The organism is Acinetobacter sp. TAC-1 (genome assembly GCF_029025845.1).
Classification (GTDB): Bacteria; Pseudomonadota; Gammaproteobacteria; order Pseudomonadales; family Moraxellaceae; genus Acinetobacter; species Acinetobacter guillouiae.
In genome coordinates this window covers 3,251,221-3,274,963 of the sequence record NZ_CP118892.1, presented here as the reverse complement: position 1 = coordinate 3,274,963, position 23,743 = coordinate 3,251,221, and the positions used below count along the sequence as shown (strand labels likewise).

The following is a 23,743-nucleotide window of genomic DNA, read 5'->3' as shown; positions in this document are numbered from 1 at the left end:
GGACCTAAAAGCTCATCAAAAGGTGGGCTTTTATGAATTTTAATATGTTGATAGGTGCTTAAAACAACTTTGCGATTTAGCAACTTATATCATGGCATAGAGATTAACGATGTCTGGTGTTAAATATGATGTTGTGGATTTGGCAAAAGAGATTCAATCTAATCACTCCAAAATTCTCTGTTCTTATATTTTTCTATGCACACACGAAAACAATGCATAAAAGTATAAATATTGTGTGAATAGAATACTTAAATAGGACTTTTTGAGATATATATTGAATAAAGGTTGTATTACTTGCCTTTAAGGCGTATAAAGTCACTTCGTTGATGCGGGATGGAGCAGTCTGGTAGCTCGTCGGGCTCATAACCCGAAGGTCGTTGGTTCAAATCCAGCTCCCGCTACCAACGAAAAAAGATTCAAAGTTTATAGCCTAGTTTGCTTCATGCTTACTAGGTTTTTTTATGCTTAAAATTTATTGCATTGAATTTAAGCGCTTTAGAATAGCAAAGATATAAAAAGCGCACTCAATCAATCTGCTTATTTATGCTGGGTATTTGAAGATAAGTAGAATAGTGTTATTTAATGAGTTTTCACTTTTAGCTTAAGTATTCTATGGCTCAATCTAATCTATATAAATTACCTGCTAAATATTGGATGGGCCGAATAGCAATTGGATATGGCATTGGCTATTTTGAGGGAGCTGTTGGTGATAACTCTCCACATCGTCATCACGCACATCAGTTAAGCTTTGCAAAACAACAGGGAGAGCGGATTCAAGTTATTGCTGATGATTATTGTATATGGAGTAGAGGGGTCTATATTGCAGCAAATACTTTACATCATTTGCAACCAGGAACTTACTGTTCGATCTATATTGATCAAACACATTTTCTTGCTGATGTCATTCAGCATTATTTACAAGCTTACCTACAACCAGACTCGTCGATTACGCTATTGCCTGAAAGTTTAGTGACGATTCTTAGAGCATGTTTTATAGAACAAAATCAAACATTTGAATCTTTCCAAAAGCTTTTAAGTTATTGCAGTGAATCTAATTTCAAAGCTCAGTCAGTTAGAGAAGAGCGTCTTGCAAAATTTCTTATTCTCAACCATCAACAGAATTTGACAGTGAAACAAATCGCCACACAATTCAATCTTTCAGAAAGTCGTTTTAGTCATTGGTTTAGTGACAATTTTGGTATTTCTTATCGTAGTTATCGGAAATGGTTACGCTTATTACAAAGCTTTCAAGCCATAGATCAGGATATTAATTTAACCGGCATCGCTCATCACGCTCATTTTTCTGATCAGGCGCATTTTAGTCGAACCTGCAAACAAATGTTTGGCATTCAACCTTCACTATTAAAATTTATTCCATCCATTGAGCAAATGCCAATATTACTTTTGTCAGATTAAAAGCTATAAGTGATATAGCGGTTTCGTTCAATTTTTCTATCCAGCCAGTCAGCATACTCCTAAAACGTATTCTGTTGATTGGAGTTATAAATGAGCGCTTTTGTTAAAATATCTCTGCGATATTTATTTTATCCGCTTTGTATGCTGTTAACCGTATGGATGATGATGTTCATCGTCTCAGGGCAAGTTCCGTATTGGCCAAGTTCAATATTATTCATCTTGCTAAGTGGCGTAGTGATTGCATGGGTTGAGTATTCTTTGCCTTATCAAGCAAAATGGTTGGATACACATCAAGATTTTGTTACAGATATCATTCATGCGATTTTTAATTTATTTTTGATCGTTTCTGTCTCAAAAATTATTGAATGGTTTGATCTTTTTCGATTTATTCCACGATTATGGCCCGACCATATTTCGGTATTTTGGCAGATATTGATTGTTGCTGTGGTGATTGATTTTGGACTATGGTTCATGCACTACCTAAGCCACAAGTATCGGTTTTTATGGAAATTGCATGCGATTCACCATCAATCACGCCGTTTATATTGGTTAAATGCTGAAAAGCGGCATCCACTGAGTGCAATCGTACTTGCTGGGCCTAGTTTGATCATCCTCGCGCTTTTGGGTGCTCCAAGTTTGCTGATCGGGTGTTGGATGATATTTATGGCCGTGCATTTGTTTTTTCAGCATGCAAATATTGATTATCGTGTTGGTCCTTTTAAATATATTTTTGCTGTAGCTGAAGTACATCGCATCCATCATAAACATGGATTTGGTCGTAAGAATTTCGGAGAAGTGTTCATATTTTGGGACATCTTGTTTAGAAGTTTTCACTATGAAGATCAAAAAATTAAAGATGATCAAGTTGGTGTGCGTAGTCAAATACCCAACCAATATTTGGCTCAACTCCGCTGGCCATTTAAAAAGTAACCCTAAAGTAAGCATAAGAAAAATTGATGTATAGAACATTGGTATTTTTTTCTTGTGAAATAGAAAGCCAATTGGCTTTCTATCAATGATCGAGAAAAGTAAGTTATTTGAGCAAGCTCTCACATGAGGGCTGTTCTAAATAGATAAGTCATTCTTTCTCCATAATAAAGTTAAATATGTATAAGAAGGCTTGATTATTTATTTTTTTCCTGTAAAGTAAAGCCAACTAGAAAAAAGTCATGTTTTGGTAAATCTTCTCTAAGTATCGCAGTTTTAGTCATAATCCTTCGTTTTATTCAGATTTTAAGTTCAATTCTTTATTATTTTCGACGTTATCACTAGTCATAAAATGGCTTAAAATTTTTAAATCTCAGTAGGATTGATTATGTCAAACTCAAATGTTGTTAAAGGTACAGTTAAATGGTTCAACGAAACTAAAGGTTTCGGTTTCATTCAACAAGAATCAGGTCCAGACGTTTTTGCTCATTTCAGCGAAATCGCTAACTCTGGTTTCAAAACTCTTGCTGAAGGTCAACAAGTTGAATTCAGTATCACTCAAGGTCCTAAAGGTCCTAACGCTGTAAACATTACTCCGCTATAATTCAGAGTAAGTTGTAAAAAAAGCACGATATCGTGCTTTTTTTAACTCTAAATTTTTATTTTAATTCATATTTATACATTTCAATTATTTCTATAACTTCCTCTATAGTCAACCTGTCAAAAAACTCAGACACAATAATATAATTATTCTTAATCAATATTTTTAATTAAATCAATAGTATGTAAAAATTATTTGATTAAAAAGTTAGCAGTGCCACACTTTACATTTAAAGTTTAAATACCTTTGCGTAGGCGATGCCTCACTTTTCAGAGATGAAAAGATGACAAAAATCTTCCGTTGGGCGAGGGGTACGTCCTGTACCCCCGCCCAACAGCGACATCCATGTCGCTCCACGGTAGAATCACCATGTATGATTCAAAAGCACAAAAACGAATTAATAACCAACAGTTTCTAAAAGTTCATACAAAAACTTAAGCTTCATTGATGAAAATTATTTGTATGAATAATTAGGCGGTTTGACTATATATTCTTATTAAAACACTGGACCTATTTAAAAAATCCATCATTCGTCTACCAGCAAAAATTTAAGCAAATCTAATCAATTGCTATGTAAATCTCGTCTTTTCTATTCGGGGGACTGTGTGGCTGCTGTGCTATTTCTAGATCAATAAACAAAAAGAAACCCGCATCATGCAGGTTAGTATGGCCTTTCTTTATTGTCTATAGACCACTCTCTCCAATGGTCACGGATACTATACATCTGTTCTTTAATAATAAAAACGCAGTAAAATAGTCGAGATAAATGTATAGCGTCTTTCTGGTTGAATATGATTGATAAAACATAATAATTTAGATAAGTGAATAGAATCTAGTAGACTTTTCTTTTATGCCATATTTTAAAACGATTTTATTAAAAAATATTTAAAATCAGTTATATAAAGTTTAATTTTTGTCCTTCTTTGCGCGTAGCATTGGCTGGTGTTTTTCATTGTTTTATAGAGGCTGTATCTGTAAGCATACGTAGTCTCGATCATTGAGTGAATAAATTCTGATATTTGTATTATTGTAAAATTAAATAGCCGATGAATGGTATTGAAAGTGAGACTCTTGTTATGTAAATTAAGTTTAGCTAAACATATATCACAAGTTTATATACCCACTTACTCTATCGGTGGGTATTTTTTTATACAGGCAATGAAAGGGTTGACGATAATTTAATTTTAAAGTAAATTTAAATTGTTATTTTACTAATAATAAATAACAAAAATCCTTAGTCAGCGCAAAATTAAGGTAAAGCCTTACAGAAATGTAGGGCTTTTTTTATCAGCTCAGCGCAAGTTTAGAATAAATCCGTTTTTGAGGCTGATGATTGGTCTACATACTAGAGTGGACATTGGTCTTTAAAACAGCCTTGCAACTACCGAAGGAGGGGATTGTTTAATTGTATTCAAGTAAATGAGTATTATTGCTGAAGTATCAATATTGATGCATTTGCACTAATAGAAGCCAAAAGCTAGCGTAAATCTGAACCAACTTAAGTAATGAATATTTTATTGATATGACAAGTAAAAATGAATTTGTTAAATTAAGTGAACGATACAAAGGATGGTAATGCGATGAAAAAATTAATTTTAGCTGGGAAGCTGGTTGAGGCAACCTTAGAGGGTGACCATGTCACAAGATTACTCATCGGAAATTTAGTCGGCTTTCTGATAAAAAATGGAACAGTGAATTATGAAGACTATTTTCAATTTACCCAACAAACAAAAAAATACTTGATTGAAACGTCTGAGGATAGCAGTGAATCCAAAGTAAAAATGATTGAAAGTATTTTTGATCTTCATCTTGATGATTTAAAGGAGATAAAAGCAATAGATCCTAAAAAACCTGTGTAGCATCAAGAAGCAATCTTTTTGATAAGCACTTAAAATGTAAGTAAATAAAAATTTTTATAATAATTTACTGTTTTTGCAGTATATTGAATTGCGTTTGATGTACAAGCATAAATTTAATAATCATTGAATGTTTTGGTTAACAGTTTTAGCTGTTTTTATTTAATTTTTTAAGGTGTTTTTTATGAATAAACTCGACATAAATGTAAAGGATCAATTTGGAAAGTGTTACGCAGTTGAGGCAACATTAGATGATGTTGTGATAAATCCAAATAAAACTCATGAACGTATCAAATATATTATTGTTGAAAATGAACTTTTGCGTCCTAACTTCGAAATGCTTTTTGAAAGCAGCAAGAATGGTAAAATTTATAAGATTTTGGAACCTATGATTTAAATCGAGCCACCTACGGGTGGTTTTTTAATCGCTTCAAGTTATATAGCGACTAAGGCAAATCTTCGCTGTTTATTTGAACATTGTATTACAGCACGCTTTGGCTAATTTTTGTTACATAGTTTAATTTAAATTAATAAATAAAGGCTGATATACTTTTTACTGAATTGTTGTGCGACTCACACATCATTCATGCGCCTCCAAAAAATAAGCCCACTTTTTAGTGGGCTTTCTAATGCTATATCAGTGACTGGTTGAATTAAATTATTATTTGGGTAAGCGCTAAAGATGCCTTGATGAGGGTAAAAGTATAATAGTCGCTATCGAAATATTAGGTTTTTAATCTTAAGTAAAAGGTTAAGCCATTGTGTTTTTGTAGTTAAAAGAGCATACGATCACCAGTCAACAATGAATGCTTTTAGAGTGCTCTGGATGCCCATCAATAATTCTTTTAAACATATATAGAATAAAGGTTGTATTCCTTGTCTTTAAGGCGTATAAAGGTGCTTCGTTGATGCGGGATGGAGCAGTCTGGTAGCTCGTCGGGCTCATAACCCGAAGGTCGTTGGTTCAAATCCAGCTCCCGCTACCAACGAAAAAAGATTCAAAGTTTATAGCCTAGTTTGCTTCATGCTTACTAGGTTTTTTTTATGCTTTTAAATTAGTTAGCTTTAGAAATTTATAATCAAAGCGCGGATAAATGCCGTGAAAAAATGACAATTGAAGGCGCATTTCAACTTTGTTGTCTAAGTTAAAATAAAAATAATATGTAAAGTTTGCTTTACATGGTGCGCTATTTGATCTAAATTTATGTAAAGCTTACTTTACATGGTTGCCGTATGAAAAAATATAAATCTCTGATTGAGTTTAGTGCATCAATACTGCTTTATGTTGTTGTGCTTATTTGTTCATTAAATTATTTAAAGAATGACGATATCCGTTATTCAACACAAATTTTTGTGACATTATTGCCGATAATTCCCTGTATTTTGGTGGGGTGGAGTGTACTCAGACAATTAGCACGCTTAGATGAAATGCAACAACACATCCAATTACAAGCTTTTGCGCTCGCATTCGTAGGTACCGCACTGATTACATTTAGCTATGGATTTCTTGAAAATATTGGCTTTCCACATCTTTCTATGTTTTTTGTATGGCCTTTAATGGCAACGTTGTGGGGTGTTGGTATTGCAATTGGGAGTTGGCGTTATCGATGAAAAATATCTTATCTGAATTGAGAGCGCAGCAAGGTTGGTCTCAGCAACAATTAGCAGAATATTTGGGAGTCTCTCGCCAGACGATCAATGCGATTGAAAAACAGCGCTATGATCCTAGCTTACCTTTGGCATTTAAAATTGCGAAATTATTTAACCGATCAATTGAAGCAATTTTTAAAGATGAAGAAAGCTTTGACAATGAAAATGACGTTATAAAAACAGAAAATTCTGCCGCTAAAAAATAGTGTATTTGAATATTTTTTTAAATTATTATTTTATCGATTTTAGCAAGTACTACTAAGAAATGACTAATTTTTCTTATAGGGTTTAGTGAGTGAAATGATCATAAGCGGTCCAGCTGCAGATAAACTGGTAAAAGCTTTGCTGGAGCATAAATTTTTAAGTAAGCCTCCACTTCAGGAGGCTTGCTTTTGAGCAGACTTTTATTTCAAGTACATGAGTTTGATATGTGTATCTATAGTTACACTTTATAAAAAAATCAGTGAGCTATGGCTTAAAATCAATGTATTCCTAAAAACTGAAATGGCTTTGATGTTTTAAAATAAGCATTTGATTTCCCAGAATAAGTGATTGCTTGGTCTTTACCTAAGGTCAACTTTTTGGTTTGTCCATCTTTGAAATTAATATCTTTTAAATCCACCCAAAATACATTGGGTGATACCGCAGATTCAAAAAAGTAAAGGCTTCTCTTATGGTCAATCACAGTACGCCAACGTGTAGAAGAAATATTTGGTTCTTCCGCTGTATTTAATCCAAAGGGTACAGAGACATTTCTGATTACACCAAAAACACTGGCGATAGAATGCTCAGGTGAAGCATTTTTAGGTATTGCATTGATATAAAATGATGCTCTTGCAAAGCGATCTGAGGCACGATTGGTTCCCGGTAGCATGACGGTTCCGCCGATTTGTTGCCAATAACTGTTCAGCGCCAATTGCTGATCAAAGATTGGGGAATTGGTCATCACCTGATATTTGCGGTTATGATGAATCACTTGCTTGCCGTCAATGTACTCAATAATAGCACTATCACCAGATGCATCAGAAATAGAGAGGTGCAGGGTAGTGAGTCGTGTATCACCTGGAACAGTATCTGTAACAACAATAAAAGGCTGTTTTTCTAAAGCACGTACAGCTTCATCTACAGTTGCATAGTTGTCTAAAACATATTGTGCCCACAATGAAATACTTAGTGGTGGTTTGTTGTTCTTTTTCGGATCTGGATAATCAGATTCGACTAACCAGAGTAAGTTAGCCACTAACTCTTTTTCATTTACCCCATCTGTTGTGGATACGCCATAACCTGTTGCCACAACGCTCCCATATTTCGATGCCCACTGAATAGAATTCGGGCCAGCTAAACCTGTACGTTTGACATTACTGGGTAAAATCCATAAATCTGTCCCTACGTCTTGTTTCCAGTCCATGGAGCGTGCAGTAATGACCTCATTATTGTCACCTAGATACACTACACGTGTACATGCAGTGCTGACTTCTGCTGCGACGAGAACGCCCGCAGCAAATAATATTTTTTTCAAAGCATTATTCATCATCATTCCCTCTCAAAAAAATTGGTAAATTAATGCCCAGAACAGGGCCTTGTTGTGGAATATTCCAATGAAAGTTATTGGATTTATAATTTTTTTCAAAAGCAAAGGCAGGTAAATTAATATTTAACTTTGTCGTAACATCAAAAGAATTGCTGAAGCATTTTGCAAAAGCAGGCTGATTCAAAATAATACCAATCGTTATAAATAAATATTTATTAAAGTTCATAAAATTTCACATTTTTTCTATGTGCTTAATTATTATACTAGCACTGATTTTTATATTTTAGATAGAAATATTTTAAAAAATTGTCCCCGCTAAAAAGGCGCTGACTTTATTGAATTTAAGATCTTTTAGCTTTATTGATTAATTTGTTCTATATTTATTATTTTAAATTACAGTAACTTGTGCGGATTCTGTGCTGTACATCTCTAGATGTTCAAGCCGATAGAAAAATCAAAATGTACGACATGATAAGTCGCTCTAAGATTGAAAAAGCACTGAATAAGTATTGTAATGGGCTCTCGTTATTTTCAGAATAAAGACTATGGCTAAAAAGCAAATAATTACATTTGATGAGTTTACGCGTGAACAGTTAATTTTTTCATTGAAAAAATATGCCTTAAAGGAACTAGACTTGGATCTAGGCAACTTTCCAGCACAGTTTTTATTTGATTTTATTGTAGACGAGTTTGGCCATCATTTTTACAATCAAGCGCTCAATGATACCCATGAATGGTTGGCAGAAAGATTCGCTCATTTAAATGAAGATTTATTTATTTTGTCTAAAGAAAAAGTAAACAAAGCAAAATAAACAACATCTTAGAAATCGTATCCAGCATGATTTCAGTACTTGATGTTTATAAGGTCAGTAGTAAGCTTACACTGATTTATGATCATTCATGCTGAGACGCTTTTAGAAAGCCCTACCTAAGTATTTTAGGATAGCGCTTACTTCGGTTCTTTCGATAGAGGATTTAATGAACCGATATCTGAAAAAAAGCTGATTGCTTATAGTGATCGCACCATCCAATTTAAATTCGAGTGAATAGAACCCTGTTCACTTTTTCCGTGTTGGCGTTAATAAAATCATGATCGAGTCAAAGCTCACCTCGTTAAAGGTCTGATTTATAATTTTATTAAAAATTTGTTTATCCATTCCTCAATATCAAGGCTAACACTAAAGCTAAGTCGGCATCTCCATGTTCATTCTGTAATCCTCCCTAGATTGCTGGATCGCAAGTATAGTGAGCAATTGAAGTTGCTTTTAGTTCTAGCCGATGTGCTCAGTGAAGACTTCTATTGACTCTCTAATTTTACTTTAAGCGCATGATTCATTCGTTCAAAACCGGGCTTGGTCTTGGTCTGTAAATTCTTAAGAAATGGTTTGACTAAAATGCCACTAAACGCTTCGCTATGGATTAATCTGGTTTGATTACTGGCTATTTGTTCTAATCTAAATTTATGTTCTCCATCAAATATTCCCTTCACCAATAATTTTCCGCGCCAGCTAAATTGTTTATTTTCCTGATTTTCAAGCACAAGCGCTTTAAAAGACATTTTACTTGTCGCATCATTTTGTATAGTGACATTGATCTTGCCACCTTGATGGGTTTCTCCTGAAACATTGATGATAAATGGATTCCAATTTTTATAATCTTCAAAATTTGTTAGGGTTTTCCAAACAATATCAATCGGTGCATTGATCAAAATTTCTGTGGTTATTTCAAATTTCATATTCGCTCTTTTGACTTGCTTGTATTTTATCCAATATACACTTATTTCAACTTTTGAATATCGCTAAAATTAACCTCACTTTGTTAAGAGGTTGGTTATATTAAGTTATTGAATAAAATGATAATTGTTGGATTTTCCTGCATTGTTCTAAGCTACGCCTTGATATGATTCATTTTTTATACTTAAAAAGTGATCAGCATAAAGAATAAATTCAATATTTTAATCAATAAAAAATAGCTTCGTTTAAAAACTATAAATTGTTGAGCACCTTATATGATTCTGCTCATAAAAAATTTTTAATTTATTGTGATATATTTCACTAAAATTTTTGTTAGTTTGAATCGTGACTGGTTTTTGTGTAAACTAGAGCGGTGATTTAGTGGTTTTATAGAGGTAATTATGATGATTTTTTATGATGGAGAGCATATTTTCCCAGAGCGTGCCAACGAATTTAAAAACTTTTTAAAGAAATACTTGATGGAACATCAAGCTGAATATTTATTAGAACAAAAAACATTTGTATACGATAGTGACTGTGACGAGTTTTTAGAGTCAGACATTCAGGAATTTTATAAAATTTGGTTGATGGCTTAATACATAACATCCTACTAAGGGGGTACTAAAAACCTAGCTTGTCAGAAAAGTGTAAAGCTCGTTCTTCTAGGTTGGTTTTTACAATGACATAGCGCACATCGTCTATATTTTAAGCATCATACTTTTTAATATGAAAATAATGTTGATCGCAGGCCATGCTAAATATATGAATGAAAAGAAATATAATAAATACCTTAATAAATATTTTATATATATGAAAAAAATAAAGATTTAAAATATTTCCTTGTTAATTTCTCTGTAAATTAGAGTTTTATAATAAATATTTGTATTTAAATTATTTTATTGCATATTTTAAATTTATTATTTTTGAATTTATCAAAAAATAAGTCGTTTATTCATATTTTTATTCATACTTTTTCGTACAAAATTAAAATTCAATCAGTGCTTTTTATGCCAAATAAAACATTTTAATTGTAGACTAATATTGACCTAATCCTTTGTTTAAATTAAAAAAAGTTACAAATTATTATCATAAAATAATATTATATTATAATTTCATGATACTTTTTAAACATGAGGGTGCTTTAAAAGCGACTCATATTATCTCTACTTAATAAAAGGCATATATAAATGGCTAAAATTGACTTAACACCTTTAACAGAAATTGATGGGTTCACGGCAACAGCACTTGTTGATAGCACAAGTGGGTTATCATTGGCTTCTTATGGAACGGGAATTGATTTGGAACTTGCGGCTGCTGGAAATACGGAGGTTTTAAAAGCAAAAATGAAAACAGCAGAAGCTTTAAATTTACGCGATACGATTGATGATATTTTAATTACCTTAGGAAAACAGTATCACTTATTAAGACCTCTAGATAAGAACAGTAACTTATTTTTATATTTAGTCTTAGATCGCCAAAAATCTAATTTGGCAATGGCACGACATGAACTCAGAATTTTTGAAAAAGAATTAGATTTCTCTTAAGTATCAATGTTTGGCTATTGCATCGCGTTGTTGTAATAGCCTTTTAGGTACTTTTTCGTTTTAAAATAAAAATATTCAATAACATTCACAATAATTTATAGCTGATTTATTGCTAAAATCAGAAAATAAGTAATTTAAATTCAATGGTATATATTGAGAAGTGTGTGTTATGTGATAAAAATTATCATTGAAAAAAATTTAAATGTTATTACAATTTTATTTCTAATAAATTTAAGGGAATAAGCTATGGAAAACAAAACGGCAAGATTAACAATTTTAATTGATCCAAATAAAAAACAAGCTTTTGAGGACTTATGTAATCGTCAGGATTTAAAGCCATCTCAGGTTGTTCGTCAATTGATCCGTGAATATTTAGATAAGCATGATGTTGAATATTCAACTCAATTACCCATAAAAAAAAGCAAATAGAGTACAGCTTTCTCTGTTTATAAATATTTTATCGAGCCGTAAGGTTTGTTTGATCTTTCTAATTTTTTTTAGCGCATAAAAATAATGCTTTAAAACGAAAATGATCATTGCGTGCGCCATATTTTTTTGATGATTAAAATTTTTAAGCAATCATATAGAATAAAATGAGCCACGCCCAAAAGTGGTATAAGCTGTTGAAAAATTTTAGTTGACAGACCTGTATATTTATTTTGCTTTAAAAGATCAGCGCATGTTAACTCCCTTATTTGTTATCAAATTATTTTTAAAAATAAAAATAAAAAACAGGAAAGTTTAAGCTAGGATTAGTTTCATCATGTTCTATAAATTTAGCCACTCATGGTCAAGCAAATCATCCATTATAAAGGTTTAATCTTTTTTGCCATGCTTATTGCATTTGGTCTTGGTATTTTGCTCAGTAAAGCAGAGCTCCCTTTATCACAAAAAGGACATATTGAGACGGAATGTTTCGGTATACATATTCCTGAAAATTTAAAGTACACGCAGTCTAGACAATATTGTAGGTGTTTTAAAAGCCGCTTGAATTACAGCGATAAAAGTAAAATCGAGAAAATGTGTTTAGATAAATAGAGGGAGAAGAGGGCTATCAATACCAATATGATTCACTCAACATGATTGCTTTTTGATTTATGAAAAGACATCTAATGCTGCTGATGATATATAAATTTTAATGATGATCAATGTTATAGGTGATCTCGTGTGGCAGATTTATAGGTTATTTTTATAAAATAATTTTTACTGGCTCGTTTTTATGTGATGTTATTTAGATTTTTTAAGGTTGATCAATATTAAATTATAGTCAATGAAACTTATCTATTATCTACCAATTAAAAAAATATTCAATTTCAAAATTGCTGTGATATCGTTCAATAATGTTACTGCATCTTGCAGATCAAAGCGCATCTGACTATATTAAAACTACAGTAGGTCGCTAAGACGCTACGAAGTAGTTGGACAGATCAATGACGGCTTGTTGAATTTGTGACTCCAGTTCAAATAAAAAATAAGCACTAGCTTTCCAACATAAAAAGCTCGCAGAAATGCGGGCTTTTCTTTTTCTGATTTTTTGAAACGTCATGAAATAATTGAATCAAGCTGTATTTACATAAAGTATTCAAAGTAACTCTATATTTTATAAATAAAAAAAATAGTAATGTAGCTAATTTTTAACATTGCCATAAAATCTAACAACTTTAAGCTAATTTTTAGTTTGGCGCATGCTATAAGAAAACAGTATATAAAAAAGAGGACAGAAAAATGACTGAAATGATTACAGTAAGGGTCAAGGATCAATATAGTAATGAGCTGAATGCAATGGCTTGGTTAAATAAGCTGCAAGAGCATGAAGACACAGATAATTTATCATTGTTCCAAAAAATTGATCATATCGTTGTGGATGGTGAGAAAATCTTACCAAGTATTGAGTTGCTTTTTGAAAGCAAAGAAAGCGACAGTATTTATCGTGTGATTGAACAAGTTAGCTAATTTTTATCATCAATAAAAAACGTGTTGGGTGAAAAAGCCCAACACGTTTTGTTTTTAATCAGTTTAAAATGATATAAATATTAGGGTCTGTTGACAATTCGTCTACGTTTGCGACTACGTGTGTTTTTTAGGTGATACTAGGCGCGAAATACGAAATTTAGTCATTCTAAATGAGTAGTTCGTAACGACGTAGCGGCAAAAAACACGCTAGTCCCGAAGGGTTGTGGCTAAAATTATCTCAGCCTGTGTTATGAAACTCGAAAATAGTCTCGCTATTCTCTTCGTTTCATGCCTTGCCTGCTCAATTTTAGCCTACAACGCAAGCCATTTATGAAATGTCAACAGACCCTAAGCAGTTTTAAAATGATCGAGTGTGACGGCAACAAGATGATATAAGGCCAAACGGTTTTTATTTGCATGCTCAATTGCATTTTTTTCAATTTTAAACTTATCTTGAAGTGTCCCTCGAGAATAGCTTTCAACCAAAATATGTTGAGATGAAATAGGATCGCTTTTAATACGTAAATCTTTTTGATATTTAATATTGGATACAGCATTTAAACATTGTTCAAACGTTGGATAAAAATTTGAAAGTTCTAAAGCTGTTTGGTTGGTCGATTTTGTAAGGTATTGAGTCATAATTGTCTAATTGTTTTAAATCATTGGCGTGCCCATAATTCTACAGAATGCGTGTAAAACAGACAATGTGATTTTGTAAAGAGATATGAATGTCTGGGAATAAGCTTAAGTCGGTTTAAAAATTAATCGGTATTTCTCCCATTTAAAATTGCAAAGTCGGGATAATACTGTCCTAATAAATCATCTCAATATACATAAAACTTTGATTTATTGGCGGTAGCTTATTTGGCTTTAAGATTTTGATATTCGGAAATAAATCAAAAATACCCTTAAACAAAAAGACTTAGAATGACTTTAAAGTACTTCATTTGTCATTCTAAGTGGGTAAATTGAAATAAATATTTAGAATCGATTTAAGATGATTGTAGATGTTGGAGTGAATAATTAATTTGTTGCATAGTTTGATTTAATTCTTGGGGAGAGATTCGACTTTCTTGAAGTGCGGTAATCCACTGCATTTGGCAAAATTTAATATCTCGAATTGATTTTGCCTGCTGTATTTGCATGACCAATTGTTTGGTCATCAAGCCGCAATGCGTCTGTAGCAGGGTAGACATTTTGTATTTGATGTCATCAAAATTTATATAATTCAGTTCAGGCGTCGCCTCGGCATGCGCTACCTGTGTAGATGTGACAGTGTTAACGCTTTGCTGGATGGGATTTGGATCTGCTGATTTTGTATTTTGACTGAGCTGGGTATCGTTAATAATTGTTGGATTTTCAACAGCTTTAGGCGACGGTTTAAAGCCTATTTCAGTTGTCAGATTTGAAGGGGTGCGCTGATTTGATTGTTCAATCTTGGACGATTCTGATGTTATTTTTGACTTAACTTGAGGCGCACCATTCATTTGATTCTGAAAAATTAGACCAAGCTCTTCTAATTGTTGAATAAGTTCTGGTGTTGCAAGCCGTTGCTTTAGTGCACTATTCAAAATTTTAAAATCATCTGTGCCAATAAGCAGCAATAATTGTCTTTGGCGAGCAGTGAGTTGAATTGAGCGGTGTTTTAAAGTCTGAATTCCCAAGTCAGTTTTAAAATAGTGATCCATGAGTCAAATTATTCCCCAATAAATTGACCCTAGAGTAAAGAATGAAAATTACACTAATATGACTTTATTGTTACAAATCATCAGCTTAAAGTGTGACGATGTTTGCATTCTCTAAAGCTTTGCGTAAATAAGGGTCAAGTTCATCTTGACGAAGCAACCATTGCACATAGTCTTTGGGTAATTCTGCAATCGCTGTCCCACGATGCTTACCAAAGTTAATGCTGCGAGGGATACGCGCATCTTCTGAGGCTTCATATAATTCTTCAATGCTTTGAATTTTGAGTTGATAAACAATATGCATGAGAATATTTGCCGTTAAAATAATATCGGCATCTGCACGATGTGCACCTTTTAACATTTCACGTGCTTTCTCACTGCCTTTACTGATCATATAAATCAGTGCTGATATATTGTGTGCTTCAGCATCAGGCCAAACAAGTCGAGCAAGTGCCAGCGTACAAATGGCTTTGATATGAGTAGTATCTACGCCACACCGTTGTATAGCCTGAATATCGTAATCAATATTATGCCCAATGATATACTGGGTATGCTGAGGAAGTTCAAAGCTGGAAAAATTAGGTTGCCCGACAAGATCAGACTCTAGGATATGGTGAACGGCCATTGAGCCAAAAGAAATTTTTTCATTACCAATACTATAAAGTTGATCGAACATTTGTTCCCGATCTAAGCTTAATTTCCCTTCTTGAATCTGAATCGGTGCATAAGCAATTTCAATGGGCAATCCATTGAGTGTATGAGTTTCAGTATCTAGAATAATTGCTTGCATACCTTTGTTCCTCAACAAATAGATAAGAAAGAGCGCCTTATTAAACTAGCTTTTTTAGACGCTAAATACAAATGAAACCCATCTAAAATCCAGATAAGTGCTGGCTTTTGCTTAAATCACACGCAAAATCATTTTTTTAGTGTGATTTATCTTCAAAATACTTAAAACCATTACTTATAAATTAATTGAAATTTAAATCATAAGATTCATCATTGATAAGAATCCATTCATTGTTAAAACTGTGAAAAATATATTAAAACCTGAATATTATGAAATTAATTTATGCTGATTGGCCTATAAAAACTACATTAAATTCAGTTGATTAATAAATAAAAAATGGATTGATGAGATAATTTAATATGTTTTAAAGATTAAATCTCATTTGATAAATTTATATTTATGACTTAATTGTAATAAAGCCTAGCTTAAATATTGCCAGGTATTATGAAGTAATAACAACATAAACATTAAACTAAGATGAGTGATCTATTGGATCAGCGCTGGCAAACGATGGGTTGACCCTACTGACGTGATAGAAAAAAGATAAAAAGGAAGAATTATATGAAATTAAAATTACTTTCAGTGTTATTGACTGGATCTACGCTATTTCTAACTGCATGTGGTGGTGATGACGATAAAAGTGATCATTCATCGGCAGGTTCAGATGTAGATGTGAACAATATTCAAAATCCAGTGGTCAATACACCAGTACCCTATAATATTAAAAATGATGTTCTTCCACCTAATGCGGATGAAAGTGTGGTGATGACTTATAAAATGAAAGGCATCACGGGACAAGAAACTCAGGCAACCGCATTGGTCTTTACCCCTAAAACTGCACCGCCTGCTGGAGGGTGGCCAATTGTGGCTTGGGCACATGGAACGACTGGTGTTGCTGACAAGTGTGCACCGAGTAAAAATAAATTATTTGTGCCTCTAGTCGATGTACATACTCAAAAAATGGTCGATGACTTTGTTAAAGCAGGTTATGTGGTGGTAGCGCCAGATTATGAGGGTATGGGTGAACCGAGCGAAAAGGAAATCCATCCATTTTTAAATTTAAAAAGTGAAGCTTATTCAATTACCGATGCGGTGGTGGCAACCAAAAGCTGGTTAGGCAATAAAGCGTCCAACAAATGGGCGGTTGCTGGGATTTCGCAAGGCGGTCATGCGGCATTAGGAGCAGCGCAGTATGCAGCCCGTGCCAATATGGACTATAAGGGTGCAGTTGCAATGGCACCAGCAAATAATCTGGAATTGATCGAAAACCTTTCAGAAATGGCTTTAGCAGATGCGGATGGGTTAATTCAGATCGGCGGTTATGCTGCACTGGATACTTTAACAGCTTATATGGCAGCGGGGATAAAGGCAGTCAATCCAAGCGAGGCTGTATATAGCATTATATTTAAAACACCCACTGATAAAATTGCTGAAAAAGCAGAAAGAGAATGTATTGCAGCAATGGGAACAGCTTTTATATTGCCAATGACTGCTTATAATATTAAGAACGGAAATCTTAAAGGTTATCCGCGTAAAAAAGAAGGCTATAAGAATGATCCAATCGTAAGACAGTTTCTGACTAAAGATTCACAACCGTTACAAACGCTCGTTAAAACCCCAATTATTATTTATCAGGGTGGTAAAGATACTGTTGTATTACCACAAGCAACGGATGCTTTGGTGGCTCAGGCACGTGCTATAACCACCAAAATTGATTATAGAACCAATTCGAGTTGGGATCATACGGGTTCATTTACCGCCAATGTTGATAATGGACAACTGCTAGAGGATATTAAAAGCTTGCTTGCCAATTAATTTTTGTGTGTTTCAGTTCGAATAATAGGCTGCTTTTATAAGGTTTTTTAAACGCATAGACCAACAATAAATCCCCCTCATCCTAATCTTCTCCCGTAAAGGGAGAAGGTACCTTTAATACCAATATGATTTATTTAACAAGATCATTTTTTGATTTTTAAATCCTCTACTTTGCAAAGTGAATACTGCTTATTTTTTTAAAGAAAGGCGTTTTCTATGGTTAATCTAAATTGAGTCTGGTAAAAGTGGCATTTTTCTGGTTTGGACTTTAAGGAAGGAGAGTGCTTTGTTACCGAAATATCAAATCAAATTAGGTTATGGTTCTGAATTTAATTGTATTTGGTCAAAATTTTTTATGTATTTTCCTTGATAAGTCTAAAGGTTAATGCTCTTAAATTGGTTGAAATTTAAACATGTTTTGTAACTATTGTTAAGATTTTTTTAAATTAAAACAATCAAAAGTATCTATTCTTACCGCCATAATTCACAATATTTAAATAAAATGTGAATTGTAAATAAATTATTTATAAATAAAAAAGTGAGTATAAGGCTATATGAATACGACAGTATTTTCGTGAATTTATACGCAATTACTTAATTTTTTTAAATATTTTAAAATACTCAAAGGTCAAATGTAACTTGCTAAATTTTATTTTATGGCTAAATTATAATAAAGCTGAGCTTAAATATTGTGCAGTTGTGACGTAATTTAAAAAGTCATCAAGCAAAAGATCAGTGATCTAAGGGGATCTAGTTAACAAATGATTTGTTAGCAATAAAGTAATAGAAAAAATGATAAACAAGGATGAATCATATGAAATTAAATTTACTCACCGTAATGTTGCTTGGATCTGGTCTATTTCTTACTGCCTGTGGTGGTAGTGATAACAAGGGGGATAATTCATCCACAAGTACAAATGTAAATGCAGATGTCAACAACATTCAAAATCCAGTGGTCAATACACCAGTGCCATATGAGTATACAGATGACTATCCATCGAATGCAGCAGAAAGTGTGGTGATGACCTATAAAATGCAAGGTATCAAAGGGCAGGAAACTCAAGCAACCGCATTGGTCTTTACCCCTAAAACAGAACCACCCGCTGAAGGTTGGCCAATTGTGGCTTGGGGACATGGTAGTGTGGGGGTGGGAGACGAATGTGCGCCAAGTAGAAATCCATTAATTATAGATGGGGGCTTTATTAAAGATCTACACACTCAGAAAATGATCGATAGTTTTGTTCAAGCAGGTTATGTGGTGGTTGCCCCCGATTATGAAGGTCTGGGTGAGCCGAGTGGGGAAGAGATCCATCCGTTTTTGCATTTAAAAAGCGCAGCCTATTCGATTACAGATGCTGTAGTTGCAACCAAAAACTGGTTAGGCAATAAAGTATCGAATAAGTGGGTGGTTGTTGGTGCCTCGCAAGGTGGTCATGCAGCATTAGGCGCGGCACAGTATGCAGCCCGTGCCAATATGGACTATAAAGGTGCAGTTGCATTGGCACCGGCAAATAATCTGGAAATGATTGAAAGCTTATCAGATCTGGCGGTGGCAAATAATAAGGATGTACAAGCTCAAATAAATAGCTATATGGTACTGGATACTTTAACAGCCTATATGGCAGCAGGGATGAAAAGTGCTTATCCGACTGAGCCTGTCTACAGTATTGTATTTAAATCACCGACGGATAAAATTGCTGAAAAAGCAGAAGGGAAAAATCAATGCCTTATATCGATGGCTTTTAATTTTAGGACACCAATGAGAACTTATGCTAGGAATAATGAAGGAAGTCTAGTTGGCTACCCTCGTAAAAATGAGGGGTATACCCAGCATCCGATTGTAAGGCAATTTCTGGATAAAGACTTACCACCACTACAGACGCTTATTAAAACCCCAATTATTATTTATCAAGGTGACAAAGACCTGATTGTATTACCTCGTGCAACTGATGCTTTGGTGGCACAGGCACGTGCTTTAACCACCAAAATTGATTATAGAAAAGGTCCTGATTGGGATCACCTTACTGTATTCAGTGCCAATGTTGAAAATGGACAGTTGTTAGAAGATGTTAAAACCCTGTTAGCTAAATAATTTTTACGTGGGTTTTGGTTCTAATAATAGACTTCTTTTATCAGTACTTTTTTAAACGATTGATCAACAATAAATCCCCTTATTTTGGTCTTCTCCCGTAAAGGGAGAAGGCACTTTCAATACCAATATGATTCATTTAACAGGATCATTTTTTGATTTTTAAATTCTCGCCTTTGCAAAGTGAATACTGCTTATCTTTTTAAAGCAAGGCGTTTTCTATGGTTAATCTGAATTGAGTCTGGTTAAAGTGGCACTTTTCTGGTTTAGGCTTTGAGGGAGTGGCTTTAATGCAGAAATATCAAATTGAGATAGGTTTAACTTTAATTGTATTTAGTCGCAGTTTCTATATGTTTATCTCAGATAAATCTAAAGATTAGTTGTCTTAAATTGGTTGAAATTTAAACATGTTTTGTGAATATTGTTAAGTTTTTTTAAATTAAAACAATCAAAAGTATGTTTTCTTAACGTTATAATTTGCAAAATTTAGATAATGTGTGAAATGCAATACACTTGTATATAAATGTAAAAGTAAGTGTAGTGTTGTAAAAATATAGCATTATTCTAGTGAATGTGGTGCTAGTTACCTAATTTTTTTAAATATTTCAGAATGCTTGAAGATCAAATTTCACTTGCCATATTTTTATTTATGGCTAAATTATAGTAAAGCTGAGCTTAAATATTGTGCAGTTGTGACGTAATTTAAAAAGTCATCAAGCAAAAGATCAGCGATCTAAGGGGATCGTGCTAACACATGATTTGTTAGCAATAAAGTAATAGAAAAAATGATAAACAAGGATGAATGATATGAAATTAAATTTACTCACCATAATGTTGCTTGGATCTGGTCTATTTCTCACTGCCTGTGGTGGTAGTGATAACAAGGGGGGCAATTCATCTACAAGTACAAATGTCAATGCAGATGTCAACAACATTCAAAATCCAGTGGTAAGTACACCAGTAGCATATAAGTTTACACAAGACTACCCACCAAATGCAGCAGAAAGTGTGGTGATGACTTATAAAATGCAAGGTATCAAAGGGCAAGAAACTCAAGCAACTGCATTGGTCTTTACCCCTAAAACAGAACCACCCGCTGGAGGTTGGCCGATTGTGGCTTGGGCACATGGTACGGTGGGAGTAGGAGACGATTGTGCGCCAAGTAGAAACCGATTAATCGTGGAGGGTCTCCTCCCGGATGTACATACTCAGAAAATGATTGATAGTTTTGTTCAAGCAGGCTATGTGGTGGTTGCACCCGATTATGAAGGGCTGGGTGAGCCGAGTGGGAGAGAGCTACATCCCTTTTTAAATTTAAAAAGTGAAGCCTATTCGATTACCGATGCGGTGGTAGCAACCAAAAGCTGGTTAGGCAATAAGGCATCGAATAAATGGGCAGTTGTTGGTGCCTCGCAAGGTGGTCATGCAGCATTAGGTGCAGCGCAGTATGCAGCCCGTGCCAATATGGACTATAAAGGTGTTGTCGCTTTTGCTCCCGCAAATAATCTGGAAATGATTGAAAGCTTATCAGATATGGCTGTGGCACAGAGGGGGCTGTTTAATCAAATTTTAAGTTATTCTGTACTAGATACTTTAACTGCCTACATGGCGGCAGGGATGAAAAGTGTTTATCCGACTGAGCCTGTCTATAGTATCGTATTTAAATCACCGACGGACAAAGTTGCTGAGAAAGCGGAATCAGAATGTATTCTGGACATGGCTAATAGTATGTCGAACTCAATGTTTACATATTTGGGTAAAAACGAGAATTTAGAGAATTATCCACGAAAAAACAAAGGTTATACCCAGCATCCGATTGTAAGGCAATTTTTGGATAAAGACCTACCACCACTACAAACTGTGGTTAAAACCCCAATTATTATTTATCAGGGAGACAAAGATGTGATTGTATTACCACGGGCAACAGATGCTTTGGTGGCGCAGGCACGTGCTTTAACCACCAAAATTGATTATAGAAAAGGTCCTGATTGGGATCACCTCACTGTATTCAAGGATAATGTTGAAAACGGGCAATTGCTAGTGGATATTAAGACCTTGCTTGCTAATTAATTTTTGTGTGGGTTTTGCTTCTAACAATAGACTTCTTTTATCAGTCCTTTTTAAAACGATTGATCAACAATAAATCCCCTCATCCTAACCTTCTCCCTGAAAGGGAGAAGGTACTTTCAATAGCGATATGATTCATTTAATAGGATCATTTTTTTATTTTTAAATTGATTGAAAATTAAATAATAAAAATAAATTCGGATTTAGCTCAGAACTATAGATAGGTAAATAGGCTAACCTGACTTGATATTTACTTGCGAGCGCTTCTACTTTATGTGACCAGCCTATTTTTTAAAGCATACAAAATATTTGGATAAGAGATAGCATAGCCAAAATTCTGCTCAAAAAGTGGCTCAAGGTCTTTCGCTTGAATAAAGGGCATCGTTTCTACAAAGCATTTTAAATGCTTGCACGTCTTTAAATTTATAAGGTCGATCTGCTTTTCAGAATACGGTCGCTTGGTATTTTTTTGAGATTTTCAAGTTGAATTCAATCATTTCGGGTCGTTCTTACGATGTTAAAGATGGCACAAGTTTTAGACTTATTCTGGCCTTTTTTATAGTCTAGCAAGCTTTTTACTCTTAGCTATATATTATTAAAATTTTTGAATAAATTAGTTCTTTTGGACGATTTAAGTTTATTCAATTTTGTTATCAAATATTCATTCAAAATACTAAAAAATATTATATGCAAGGATGAAATAAATGAAATTAAACTTACTCTCAATCATGTTGATTGGATCAGGTCTATTGCTGAGTGCCTGTAATGGTAGTGATGATAAGAGCGATAATCCATCTACAAGTTCAAATGTAAATACAGATATAAACAAGATTCAAAACCCAGTGGTGAACACACCATTACCCTATAAGTTTACAGAAGATTATCCGCCAAATGCCGCAGAGAGTGTGGTGATGACCTATAAAATGCAAGGTATCAAAGGGCAAGAAACTCAAGCAACCGCATTGGTATTTACCCCAAAAACTGTACCACCCGCTGAAGGTTGGCCGATTGTAGCTTGGGCACATGGCGCTGTAGGTGTTGCCGACAATTGTGCACCCAGTAGAAATCGATTAATCGTGGGAGGGTTTCTTCCAGATGTACATACTCAGAAAATGATCGATAGTTTTGTTCAATCAGGCTATGTGGTGGTCGCACCCGATTATGAAGGTTTAGGTGAACCAAGTGGTCAAGAAATACATCCATTTTTGCATGTAAAAAGTGAAGCCTATTCGATTACCGATGCTGTAGTGGCAACCAAAAGCTGGTTAGGTAATAAAACATCGAACAAATGGGCTGTTGTTGGGGCCTCACAAGGTGGTCATGCAGCATTAGGTGCGGCACAGTATGCAGCACGTGCCAATATGAACTATAAGGGGGCAGTCGCAATGGCGCCTGCAAATAATCTGGAAATGATTGAAAGCTTGTCAGATATGGCTTTGGCAGATAGGGCTGTGTCTGGCCAAATTTCAGGCTATGCGGCACTTGATACATTATTGGCTTTTATGGCAGCAGGTATGAAAAGCATTTATCCAACTGAACCCGTATACAGTACGGTATTTAAGTCACCAACAGATAAAGTTGCTGAAAAAGCAGAATCAGAATGTCTGATAGACATGGTTAATAACTTTACCACGCCGATGGTTAATTACTTTTTACCGAAGGGGAATTTAACGGATTATCCACGTAAAAATCAGGGGTATACCCAGCATCCGATTGTAAGGCAGTTTTTAGATAAAGATTCGCAACCGCTACAAACTGTGGTTAAAACCCCGATTATTATTTATCAGGGCGGCAAAGACCTGATCGTATTACCACGGGCAACAGATGCTTTGGTAGCACAGGCGCGCGCTTTGACCACCAAAATTGATTATAGAAAAGGTCCTGATTGGGATCACGTCACTGTATTCAAGGATAATGTTGAAAATGGGCAATTGCTAGTAGATATTAAAACGCTGCTTGCCAATTAATTGTGAGTGTGTTTTGGTTCTAACAATAGACTTCTTTTATCAGTTCTTTTTAAAAGCATAGATCAACAATAAATCCTCTCATCCTAATCTTCTCCCTGAAAGGGAGAAGGCACTTTCAA

The 23,743-nt window shown here is 34.2% G+C and carries 22 protein-coding genes and 2 tRNA genes; 18 read left to right on the top strand and 6 right to left on the bottom strand.

Translation table 11 applies throughout. The annotated features are described in order from the left end of the window. Positions 1–327 precede the first annotated feature (327 nt). The 9 genes from PYV58_RS15135 to PYV58_RS15095 all read left to right on the top strand — a co-directional run bounded on the left by PYV58_RS15135 (position 328) and on the right by PYV58_RS15095 (position 6,656). Positions 328–404 (top strand) — tRNA-Met (locus PYV58_RS15135). 208 nt (positions 405–612) lie between these two features. Then, positions 613–1,416, top strand: coding sequence for an AraC family transcriptional regulator (locus tag PYV58_RS15130; protein WP_034618390.1), 804 nt, complete (start codon positions 613–615; stop codon positions 1,414–1,416). A 90-nt stretch (positions 1,417–1,506) separates the two neighbouring features. Next, positions 1,507–2,346 (top strand): sterol desaturase family protein, encoded by an 840-nt coding sequence (locus PYV58_RS15125; RefSeq protein WP_034618389.1) that lies wholly within the window; start codon positions 1,507–1,509, stop codon positions 2,344–2,346. 385 nt (positions 2,347–2,731) lie between these two features. Then, the gene (locus PYV58_RS15120; protein WP_004721990.1) at positions 2,732–2,947 is read left to right on the top strand and encodes a cold-shock protein; all 216 of its coding nucleotides are present in this window, start codon (positions 2,732–2,734) and stop codon (positions 2,945–2,947) included. Positions 2,948–4,524: 1,577 nt separating this feature from the next. Further along, positions 4,525–4,803, top strand: coding sequence for a hypothetical protein (locus tag PYV58_RS15115; protein ID WP_034618396.1), 279 nt, complete (start codon positions 4,525–4,527; stop codon positions 4,801–4,803). Between the two features lie 181 nt (positions 4,804–4,984). Beyond that, positions 4,985–5,197: a hypothetical protein gene (locus PYV58_RS15110; protein WP_004721987.1), complete on the top strand. Its 213-nt coding sequence runs from the start codon at positions 4,985–4,987 to the stop codon at positions 5,195–5,197. 512 nt (positions 5,198–5,709) lie between these two features. Next, a tRNA-Met gene (locus PYV58_RS15105) sits at positions 5,710–5,786 on the top strand. A 247-nt stretch (positions 5,787–6,033) separates the two neighbouring features. After that, a complete protein-coding gene (locus PYV58_RS15100; protein ID WP_034618282.1) occupies positions 6,034–6,411 on the top strand; it encodes a hypothetical protein in 378 nt (125 codons plus the stop codon). Beyond that, positions 6,408–6,656: a helix-turn-helix transcriptional regulator gene (locus PYV58_RS15095; RefSeq protein ID WP_034618281.1), complete on the top strand. Its 249-nt coding sequence runs from the start codon at positions 6,408–6,410 to the stop codon at positions 6,654–6,656. Before PYV58_RS15100 ends, PYV58_RS15095 begins: the two co-directional genes overlap by 4 nt. A 275-nt stretch (positions 6,657–6,931) precedes the next feature. On the opposite strand, the gene PYV58_RS15090 is transcribed toward PYV58_RS15095, so the two are convergent. Together PYV58_RS15090 and PYV58_RS15085 are read right to left on the bottom strand one after the other, a co-directional pair. Continuing rightward, entirely contained in the window at positions 6,932–7,981 is a 1,050-nt protein-coding gene (locus PYV58_RS15090) for a linear amide C-N hydrolase (RefSeq protein WP_034618279.1), read from the bottom strand. Further along, positions 7,974–8,207 (bottom strand): hypothetical protein, encoded by a 234-nt coding sequence (locus PYV58_RS15085; protein WP_034618278.1) that lies wholly within the window; start codon positions 8,205–8,207, stop codon positions 7,974–7,976. The genes PYV58_RS15090 and PYV58_RS15085 overlap by 8 nt, the downstream gene beginning before the upstream one ends. 319 nt (positions 8,208–8,526) lie before the next feature. Between PYV58_RS15085 and PYV58_RS15080 the strand changes: the two genes are divergently transcribed. Beyond that, positions 8,527–8,793, top strand: coding sequence for a DUF2164 domain-containing protein (locus PYV58_RS15080; protein WP_004820051.1), 267 nt, complete (start codon positions 8,527–8,529; stop codon positions 8,791–8,793). Positions 8,794–9,278: 485 nt separating this feature from the next. On the opposite strand, the gene PYV58_RS15075 is transcribed toward PYV58_RS15080, so the two are convergent. Continuing rightward, positions 9,279–9,716 (bottom strand): SRPBCC domain-containing protein, encoded by a 438-nt coding sequence (locus PYV58_RS15075; RefSeq protein WP_034618277.1) that lies wholly within the window; start codon positions 9,714–9,716, stop codon positions 9,279–9,281. Between the two features lie 399 nt (positions 9,717–10,115). On the opposite strand from PYV58_RS15075, the gene PYV58_RS15070 reads away from it, so the two are divergent. From PYV58_RS15070 to PYV58_RS15055, 4 genes are all read left to right on the top strand, one after another. Further along, complete coding sequence (locus tag PYV58_RS15070) at positions 10,116–10,310, top strand: hypothetical protein (RefSeq protein WP_004721972.1); 195 nt, start codon at positions 10,116–10,118, stop codon at positions 10,308–10,310. Between the two features lie 591 nt (positions 10,311–10,901). Then, positions 10,902–11,258 carry a hypothetical protein gene (locus tag PYV58_RS15065; RefSeq protein ID WP_034618275.1) on the top strand — a complete coding sequence of 119 codons (357 nt, stop codon included), beginning with the start codon at positions 10,902–10,904 and terminating at the stop codon, positions 11,256–11,258. 246 nt (positions 11,259–11,504) lie between these two features. Beyond that, entirely contained in the window at positions 11,505–11,687 is a 183-nt protein-coding gene (locus tag PYV58_RS15060) for a CopG family transcriptional regulator (protein ID WP_034618273.1), read from the top strand. A 1,296-nt stretch (positions 11,688–12,983) separates the two neighbouring features. After that, positions 12,984–13,211 carry a hypothetical protein gene (locus PYV58_RS15055; RefSeq protein WP_004721965.1) on the top strand — a complete coding sequence of 76 codons (228 nt, stop codon included), beginning with the start codon at positions 12,984–12,986 and terminating at the stop codon, positions 13,209–13,211. A 348-nt stretch (positions 13,212–13,559) separates the two neighbouring features. On the opposite strand, the gene PYV58_RS15050 is transcribed toward PYV58_RS15055, so the two are convergent. The 3 genes from PYV58_RS15050 to PYV58_RS15040 form a co-directional block, all read right to left on the bottom strand. Next, positions 13,560–13,850, bottom strand: coding sequence for a hypothetical protein (locus PYV58_RS15050; protein ID WP_034618346.1), 291 nt, complete (start codon positions 13,848–13,850; stop codon positions 13,560–13,562). Positions 13,851–14,203: 353 nt separating this feature from the next. Continuing rightward, positions 14,204–14,899 carry a hypothetical protein gene (locus tag PYV58_RS15045; protein ID WP_034618347.1) on the bottom strand — a complete coding sequence of 232 codons (696 nt, stop codon included), beginning with the start codon at positions 14,897–14,899 and terminating at the stop codon, positions 14,204–14,206. A gap of 85 nt (positions 14,900–14,984) precedes the next feature. Next, the gene (locus PYV58_RS15040) at positions 14,985–15,686 is read right to left on the bottom strand and encodes an exonuclease domain-containing protein (RefSeq protein WP_034618348.1); all 702 of its coding nucleotides are present in this window, start codon (positions 15,684–15,686) and stop codon (positions 14,985–14,987) included. A gap of 561 nt (positions 15,687–16,247) precedes the next feature. Here PYV58_RS15040 and PYV58_RS15035 point away from each other — a divergent pair. The 4 genes from PYV58_RS15035 (at position 16,248) to PYV58_RS15020 (ending at position 23,624) form a co-directional block, all read left to right on the top strand. Further along, positions 16,248–17,501 (top strand): lipase family protein, encoded by a 1,254-nt coding sequence (locus PYV58_RS15035; protein WP_034618349.1) that lies wholly within the window; start codon positions 16,248–16,250, stop codon positions 17,499–17,501. A gap of 814 nt (positions 17,502–18,315) precedes the next feature. Continuing rightward, positions 18,316–19,593 carry an alpha/beta hydrolase gene (locus tag PYV58_RS15030; protein WP_270402680.1) on the top strand — a complete coding sequence of 426 codons (1,278 nt, stop codon included), beginning with the start codon at positions 18,316–18,318 and terminating at the stop codon, positions 19,591–19,593. Positions 19,594–20,397: 804 nt separating this feature from the next. After that, the gene (locus tag PYV58_RS15025; RefSeq protein WP_275059562.1) at positions 20,398–21,660 is read left to right on the top strand and encodes an alpha/beta hydrolase; all 1,263 of its coding nucleotides are present in this window, start codon (positions 20,398–20,400) and stop codon (positions 21,658–21,660) included. 701 nt (positions 21,661–22,361) lie between these two features. Next, entirely contained in the window at positions 22,362–23,624 is a 1,263-nt protein-coding gene (locus PYV58_RS15020; RefSeq protein ID WP_275059561.1) for an alpha/beta hydrolase, read from the top strand. The last annotated feature ends 119 nt before the right edge of the window (positions 23,625–23,743 follow it).

Excerpts from the sequence above, each read along its gene's own strand:
- PYV58_RS15060 (WP_034618273.1), top strand. The coding sequence starts at position 11,505 with ATGGAAAACAAAACGGCAAGATTAACAATTTTAATTGATCCAAATAAA.
- PYV58_RS15045 (WP_034618347.1), bottom strand. The coding sequence starts at position 14,899 with ATGGATCACTATTTTAAAACTGACTTGGGAATTCAGACTTTAAAACAC.
- PYV58_RS15070 (WP_004721972.1), top strand. The coding sequence starts at position 10,116 with ATGATGATTTTTTATGATGGAGAGCATATTTTCCCAGAGCGTGCCAAC.
- PYV58_RS15035 (WP_034618349.1), top strand. The coding sequence starts at position 16,248 with ATGAAATTAAAATTACTTTCAGTGTTATTGACTGGATCTACGCTATTT.
- PYV58_RS15080 (WP_004820051.1), top strand. The coding sequence starts at position 8,527 with ATGGCTAAAAAGCAAATAATTACATTTGATGAGTTTACGCGTGAACAG.
- PYV58_RS15020 (WP_275059561.1), top strand. The coding sequence starts at position 22,362 with ATGAAATTAAACTTACTCTCAATCATGTTGATTGGATCAGGTCTATTG.
- PYV58_RS15090 (WP_034618279.1), bottom strand. The coding sequence starts at position 7,981 with ATGAATAATGCTTTGAAAAAAATATTATTTGCTGCGGGCGTTCTCGTC.
- PYV58_RS15100 (WP_034618282.1), top strand. The coding sequence starts at position 6,034 with ATGAAAAAATATAAATCTCTGATTGAGTTTAGTGCATCAATACTGCTT.
- PYV58_RS15125 (WP_034618389.1), top strand. The coding sequence starts at position 1,507 with ATGAGCGCTTTTGTTAAAATATCTCTGCGATATTTATTTTATCCGCTT.
- PYV58_RS15030 (WP_270402680.1), top strand. The coding sequence starts at position 18,316 with ATGAAATTAAATTTACTCACCGTAATGTTGCTTGGATCTGGTCTATTT.
- PYV58_RS15040 (WP_034618348.1), bottom strand. The coding sequence starts at position 15,686 with ATGCAAGCAATTATTCTAGATACTGAAACTCATACACTCAATGGATTG.
- PYV58_RS15120 (WP_004721990.1), top strand. The coding sequence starts at position 2,732 with ATGTCAAACTCAAATGTTGTTAAAGGTACAGTTAAATGGTTCAACGAA.
- PYV58_RS15065 (WP_034618275.1), top strand. The coding sequence starts at position 10,902 with ATGGCTAAAATTGACTTAACACCTTTAACAGAAATTGATGGGTTCACG.
- PYV58_RS15055 (WP_004721965.1), top strand. The coding sequence starts at position 12,984 with ATGACTGAAATGATTACAGTAAGGGTCAAGGATCAATATAGTAATGAG.
- PYV58_RS15050 (WP_034618346.1), bottom strand. The coding sequence starts at position 13,850 with ATGACTCAATACCTTACAAAATCGACCAACCAAACAGCTTTAGAACTT.
- PYV58_RS15115 (WP_034618396.1), top strand. The coding sequence starts at position 4,525 with ATGAAAAAATTAATTTTAGCTGGGAAGCTGGTTGAGGCAACCTTAGAG.
- PYV58_RS15110 (WP_004721987.1), top strand. The coding sequence starts at position 4,985 with ATGAATAAACTCGACATAAATGTAAAGGATCAATTTGGAAAGTGTTAC.
- PYV58_RS15075 (WP_034618277.1), bottom strand. The coding sequence starts at position 9,716 with ATGAAATTTGAAATAACCACAGAAATTTTGATCAATGCACCGATTGAT.
- PYV58_RS15025 (WP_275059562.1), top strand. The coding sequence starts at position 20,398 with ATGAAATTAAATTTACTCACCATAATGTTGCTTGGATCTGGTCTATTT.
- PYV58_RS15130 (WP_034618390.1), top strand. The coding sequence starts at position 613 with ATGGCTCAATCTAATCTATATAAATTACCTGCTAAATATTGGATGGGC.
- PYV58_RS15095 (WP_034618281.1), top strand. The coding sequence starts at position 6,408 with ATGAAAAATATCTTATCTGAATTGAGAGCGCAGCAAGGTTGGTCTCAG.
- PYV58_RS15085 (WP_034618278.1), bottom strand. The coding sequence starts at position 8,207 with ATGAACTTTAATAAATATTTATTTATAACGATTGGTATTATTTTGAAT.